This window comes from Desulfosarcina sp. (assembly GCF_033791525.1).
Lineage (GTDB): Bacteria > Desulfobacterota > Desulfobacteria > Desulfobacterales > Desulfosarcinaceae > Desulfosarcina.
This window is the reverse complement of the sequence record NZ_JASJGN010000373.1, coordinates 1-5,493: the sequence shown is the minus strand read 5'-3', so window position 1 is coordinate 5,493 and position 5,493 is coordinate 1. Positions and strand designations below refer to the sequence as shown.

The window sequence follows — 5,493 nt, the reverse complement described above, 5'->3', positions numbered from 1 at the left end:
AATTGTTCCGAGGTGATGCCCATTCGACCCGGGTCCATGGGTCGGGCTATACCCGGAAACACGGTGGCGGTTGTGGATGAGGACGGTCATCCGCTGCCGGCGGGCACAGTGGGTGTAATTGCCGTGAGCAGCCCCGACCCGGTGATGTTTCTGGAGTACTGGAAGAATCCGGAGGCCACCCGGAAAAAAATCGTTAACGACTGGAGCCTTACCGGGGACCTGGCCCACATGGACGACGACGGTCATCTCTGGTTCGTGGGCCGCAAAGACGACCTGATCACCAGTTCCGGATACCGTATCGGACCGGCGGAAATAGAAGATTGTATCATGAAGCATCCGGCCGTGGGGATGGTGGCTGTCATCGGTCGACCGGATCCGGTGCGTACCGAGATCATCAAGGCATTCATCGTGCTCCAGGAACCCGGCAACGCATCGGCGGAAACGGCCCGGGAAATTCAGCAGTTCGTCAAGGTGCGGCTGGCTGCCCACGAGTATCCCCGGGAGATCGAATTCACCGACAGTCTGCCCATGACCGCCACCGGAAAGATCATGCGCCGAGAACTTAAAGCCCGGGAGATAAAGTGAGAGGGGGTTGACATGCCCACGGTATTTCACACCAAGGAACTTAAATTTGAAGCAAAAAAATCCAGTCTGCCTGATTTTGCCTGGCAGACCAGCCCCCGGCTGGCCAAGCTGGCTGGGGCCCGGCAGTTGGATTTCGACATCCGCTCGCTGGACCCGGACCGTTTCTCCTTTCCCTATCATTTTCACCGGGCGGCCGAGGAGTTGTTCCTGATCCTCTCCGGCGAAGCCACACTGCGCACGCCGGAAGGGTTTCAAACGATCACCGGCGGGGATCTGGTGTTTTTCGAGCAGGGAGACACCGGCGCCCATCAGCTGTATAACCACAGCGACGTCCCTTGCGTCTACTTGGACATTCGAACCACGGTGGGTATCGACGTCTGCGAATATCCCGACTCCGGCAAGATGGCCATTTTACCCATGCTTGAGGTGTTCGAGAGCAGTTCGCGGGTACGCTACTTTCAGGGAGAAGAGAAGGTGAAAGAAAAATGGCCCGGGGAGATACTGCGCGAACCATTGGGAAAATGAACGCGGTATAGGCATTTTTGTGGTATGGTTTTCGAATTCAATCAAACGGGATACCAAAAAGGGTTCAAGGGGTCGAGGGGTCAAGGATTCAAGCGGACTTCTCGAGAAGTGGACAAACGTTTCCGGTCCGGCAACCCCCAATGAAGGCCAATCAAAGGTGTTCACTATATCAATGTCTTACTTATCCTTGACCCCTCGACGCCTTGAATCCTCGAACCCTTTATCAAACCATGGAGGTAGTCATGCAACCCAAGACCAAGGACAACATCCTCAAAGCGTTCATCGGTGAGGCAAAAGCGTACTTTCGGCTGCTGGCCTATGCGGAAAAGGCGGACGAGGAAGAGGTGCCGCAAGTCGCCCTGCTGTTCCGCGCCATCGCCGAGGCGGAGCGGGTGCATGCCACACGGCAGATGAATCTGATCAAAGACCTGATCGTCAAGGACACGGACACCAATCTGGAGAAATCCTTCCAGCGGGAAAAATCCGTCAGCGAGAATGAGTATCCCGAGTTTTTGAGAATCGCCGAAGAAGAGGGGGAAACGGTTGCCGCGCTGGCCTTCAGTCACGCCCGGGATGCGGAGGGCTTCCATGCCAAGCTGTATGAACGGGCGATCATGAATGTGATCAAGGATACGGTAAAGGAATATTATGTGTGCCAGGTGTGCGGCTACGTGACAGATAAACGAATTCCCAAAAAATGCCCGGTATGTGGTGCACCCGAAGAGATGTTCAAGACCATCGACTTGCATTAACGTATTTGATGTGCTTTCATATAGCGAAATCATATTTCGCTATGCAAAATTCCATTAACAAACGCTATTTCATCAATTCATTGGCGCGCGGGATCAAGCTTCTTGAGAAAATGGCAGATGCTGCGGTACCGCTCACCTTGAGTCAGGTAGCCGAAGCCATGGGGGTGACGCTTCCGACAGCCTACCGGTTCCTCTATACCCTGCAGGCGATCGAGCTGATCGAAAAGGAACCGGATCGCAAAGCATATCGGATCACGCCCAAGGTCCTCAAACTCGGTTATGGGGCATTCAAGTCCTCGGAGTTGTGGGATACCGCCCACCACCATCTGGTACGGGCCAGTCAGAAATATGGCGAGACCTTCAATCTGGCGGTCCTGGAAGATGACCAGATCCTTTATATCGACCGGGTCAAAACCCAGTCCATCCTTAGTATTAACCTGGAGATCGGGTCGAAGCTACCGGCCTACTGCACATCCATGGGCCGCGTACTTCTGGCCTGGCTGCCCATGGAAGAGGCCCGCAGACGGTTAAGGCGTACCCCCCGAGAGAAGCATACCGGCGACACGGTAACGGATTTGGACAAACTCGAGACGATACTGGCCCACGTCCGGCGCAGCGGGTTTGCCGTCAACAACGGTGAGCTTGCCCCGGAACTGTCTTCGGCTGCGGCACCGGTATTGAACCGCCAGGGAAAGGCTGTGGCCGCATTGAATATGGCGGTCAATGCCGCCCGGCACGACAAGGATTACCTGCTAAAAGTGATGGTTCCGGCGGTGGTTCAGTGTGCCGATCTTATTTCATCGGCCATGGGATAATTCAAAGATGAGAACTCACCGGCAAATCAGTGCGCTGGTGGCTTGTCCGATAACAAGCATAAAGAATCCTGATTTTGAAAAAAGGAGGTGATGGAAAAGAGCGGCAACGTTTATTGTTTAACTCATTTCACAAACTGGAGGAGGGTTAAGATGAAAAGAAAACGATTGATGGTATGGAGTGTTGTTCTCTTACTGGCTGTTGCCCTGGCAATCCCGGCAGGGCCGCTTAACGCAGCCAAGAGACGCTATGTGTCCATTGCCGCCGGATGGGTCACCGGCGCCTATTTCCCCATGGCCGGAGCCATCTCGCGGATCGCCTGGAAATCTCTCAAGGAGGACGGCATCAAGGTGACCGCTGAATCTTCCGGTGCTTCCGTTGCAAACGCCAAGCTCATCGGCGCCGGCGACACCGATTTTGCTATCCTGCAAAATGACATCGCCTCTTATGCCTATCATGGAAAAAAAGGGATGTTCGACAAGCCCATTTCGAACCTTCTGGGTGTCTGTACGCTTTTTCCGGAACACGTCCAGTTGATTGCCCGCAAGGATTCCAACATCAAGACGGTAGCCGATCTGAAGGGCAAGAAAGTGGCCATCGGTCCAGTAGGTTCCGGTACGACCGAAAACGCCAAACAGATACTTGAAGCCTGGGGCCTGGGCGTGAAAGATCTGGCCAGGGCCGAGCAGTTGACCGCCTCCCAGTCGGCAGACTACATCAAGGACGGACGGTTGGATGCCGCGTTTTTTACGGTCGCCCTCGGGGCAGCCGTTATCATGGACACCTCCCTGATCGTGGACATGAATATCGTGCCGATCACAGGCGCCAATGCGGATAAATTGATCAAGAGCTACCCCTTCTACGCCAAACAGATGGTGCCGGCGGGTACATACAAGGGCAACGATGCAGATGTTGCCACCGTATCGGTAATGGCCATGCTGTCGGCGCGGGCGGACCTGGAAGCGGACATCGTCTACAAGATTCTCAGTGCGGTATACGCGGATCTGGAACAGTTGAAAAAAGCGCATGCCAAATTCAAGGACATCGAAATGGAAAAAGGCCTGATCGGTATGGGCATCCCCCTGCATCCGGGTGCTGAGAAGTACTTTAAGGAAAAAGGGATCAAGTAGTATTCATCCAGAAACGGTTTATTAACTGATATTAAAGCGTTTTTATAACCCGTAACGATTGCCGCCGCGGGCCGGCTTCAGCCATCCCGCGGCGGTTCTATCGGAATATGGTCGTGTGGATAGTCCGTGTTGAGAATTACGATTGCAGATAAGGAGGGACGGTTGTGGTGAAACAGGAGACTCAGGACATTGAAGCCAGCAAGGAAATGGCCCAGGCATCGGAGGGCGGTGCGCGTGTCTTGACCGGTTTGGCGGGCCATATCGTTTTTGCCATTGCTGTTTGTATGTCCCTGTTTCAGATTTATACCGGATTCTTCGGAGAACTGCCCGGCTCCAGACAACTGTCCATTCACCTGACGTTTGCCTTGGTACTCTGCTACCTTTGTAATCCCAGATCGAAAAAATCCCCGCGCCACCACATCTCGGCATCAGATATCTTCCTGGCTGTATTGGGCGGGGCGACTGCCCTGTACCTGTTTGTCAACTATGACCATGTGGTCACCTCCGTGGGCGACGCTGCCCTGTACGACCTGATCATTGGCGGTGTCCTGATTGTACTGGTGCTGGAGGCCACCCGCCGCAGCATATCGCCCATTCTGCCCATCATCACGATCATCTTTTTGCTTTACGCCTTTCTGGGGCCCTATCTCCCCGGAGATATGGGCCACCGGGGATTTCGCGTCAAACGGATTATCGACCATATTTTCATGACCGGGGAAGGCCTGTGGGGGGTGCCGCTGCGGGTATCGGCAACTTTTGTTTTCCTGTTCGTGCTATTCGGTGCTTTTCTGGACAAGATCGGTGCCGGCGAATACCTGATCAACATCTCCTTTGCCATGATGGGTAGATTCCGGGGGGGGCCGGCCAAAGCAGCCGTTGTGGCCTCATGCGCCATGGGATCCATATCGGGTTCCTCCATCGCCAACACGGTTACCACCGGCGCCATGACCATCCCGCTGATGAAAAAAGTGGGTTTTAAGAGCCACGTGGCCGGTGCCGTGGAAGTCGCCGCATCCACCAACGGCCAGCTCATGCCGCCCATCATGGGCGCGGCCGCCTTCATCATGGCCGAAATCATCGGCGTTCCCTATTTCGAGATCGTCAAGGCAGCCTTTATCCCGGCGATCCTGTCTTATACGGCCATCTTCTCAATCGTTCACCTGGAGGCGATCAAGGAGAATATCCGGGGGCTGACCAAGGAGGAGTGCCCGCCCATGATCAAGACCCTGATATCGGGCCTGCACTTTCTCATACCGCTGATCCTGCTGATCTGGCTGCTGCTGGTGACCATGTGGACACCGACTACGGCGGCCTCCTGGTCGATCCTTGCCGGATGCGTAGTGGCCATCGGCAACAACATCTACCGCAGCCAGCGCCTTTTTCCCGGTTACGTCCGGATGGGCGTTGAGAGCGAGGACCTGGCTTATGCCGCTTACCTTCAAGACAGCCGGGGGTTTGCCCTTAGAAGAAGCCGGGAGGAGATCCTGGGATCCCTTGAAACCGGGGCCCGCAACATGGCCGGTATCGCCGCCGCCTGTGCCTGCTGTGGCATCATCATCGGTGTGGTCACCCTGACCGGACTGGGCCTTAAAATGGCCACCCTGATTACCGAGGCGGCCGGCGGGCACCTCTTTCTGACGCTGCTTTTTTCGGTGTTTGCCTCGATCATTCTTGGCATGGGGCTGCCC

At 55.2% G+C, this 5,493-nt stretch carries 6 protein-coding genes; all 6 read left to right on the top strand.

The window, feature by feature from the left end; all coding sequences use genetic code 11:
- On the top strand, positions 1-585 hold a 585-nt coding region (locus QNK41_RS18400), incomplete at its 5' end, for an AMP-binding enzyme (RefSeq protein ID WP_319259842.1).
- Positions 586-597: 12 nt separating this feature from the next.
- Entirely contained in the window at positions 598-1,110 is a 513-nt protein-coding gene (locus QNK41_RS18395; RefSeq protein ID WP_319259840.1) for a cupin domain-containing protein, read from the top strand.
- A gap of 242 nt (positions 1,111-1,352) precedes the next feature.
- Positions 1,353-1,862, top strand: coding sequence for a rubrerythrin family protein (locus QNK41_RS18390; RefSeq protein ID WP_319259838.1), 510 nt, complete (start codon positions 1,353-1,355; stop codon positions 1,860-1,862).
- Positions 1,863-1,903: 41 nt separating this feature from the next.
- The gene (locus QNK41_RS18385) at positions 1,904-2,677 is read left to right on the top strand and encodes an IclR family transcriptional regulator (RefSeq protein ID WP_319259835.1); all 774 of its coding nucleotides are present in this window, start codon (positions 1,904-1,906) and stop codon (positions 2,675-2,677) included.
- 150 nt (positions 2,678-2,827) lie between these two features.
- Complete coding sequence (locus QNK41_RS18380; RefSeq protein WP_319259832.1) at positions 2,828-3,805, top strand: TAXI family TRAP transporter solute-binding subunit; 978 nt, start codon at positions 2,828-2,830, stop codon at positions 3,803-3,805.
- A 167-nt stretch (positions 3,806-3,972) separates the two neighbouring features.
- The coding region (locus tag QNK41_RS18375) for a TRAP transporter fused permease subunit (protein ID WP_319259829.1) at positions 3,973-5,493 on the top strand (1,521 nt) is incomplete at its 3' end.

Excerpts from the sequence above, each read along its gene's own strand:
- QNK41_RS18385 (WP_319259835.1), top strand. The coding sequence starts at position 1,904 with ATGCAAAATTCCATTAACAAACGCTATTTCATCAATTCATTGGCGCGC.
- QNK41_RS18390 (WP_319259838.1), top strand. The coding sequence starts at position 1,353 with ATGCAACCCAAGACCAAGGACAACATCCTCAAAGCGTTCATCGGTGAG.
- QNK41_RS18395 (WP_319259840.1), top strand. The coding sequence starts at position 598 with ATGCCCACGGTATTTCACACCAAGGAACTTAAATTTGAAGCAAAAAAA.
- QNK41_RS18380 (WP_319259832.1), top strand. The coding sequence starts at position 2,828 with ATGAAAAGAAAACGATTGATGGTATGGAGTGTTGTTCTCTTACTGGCT.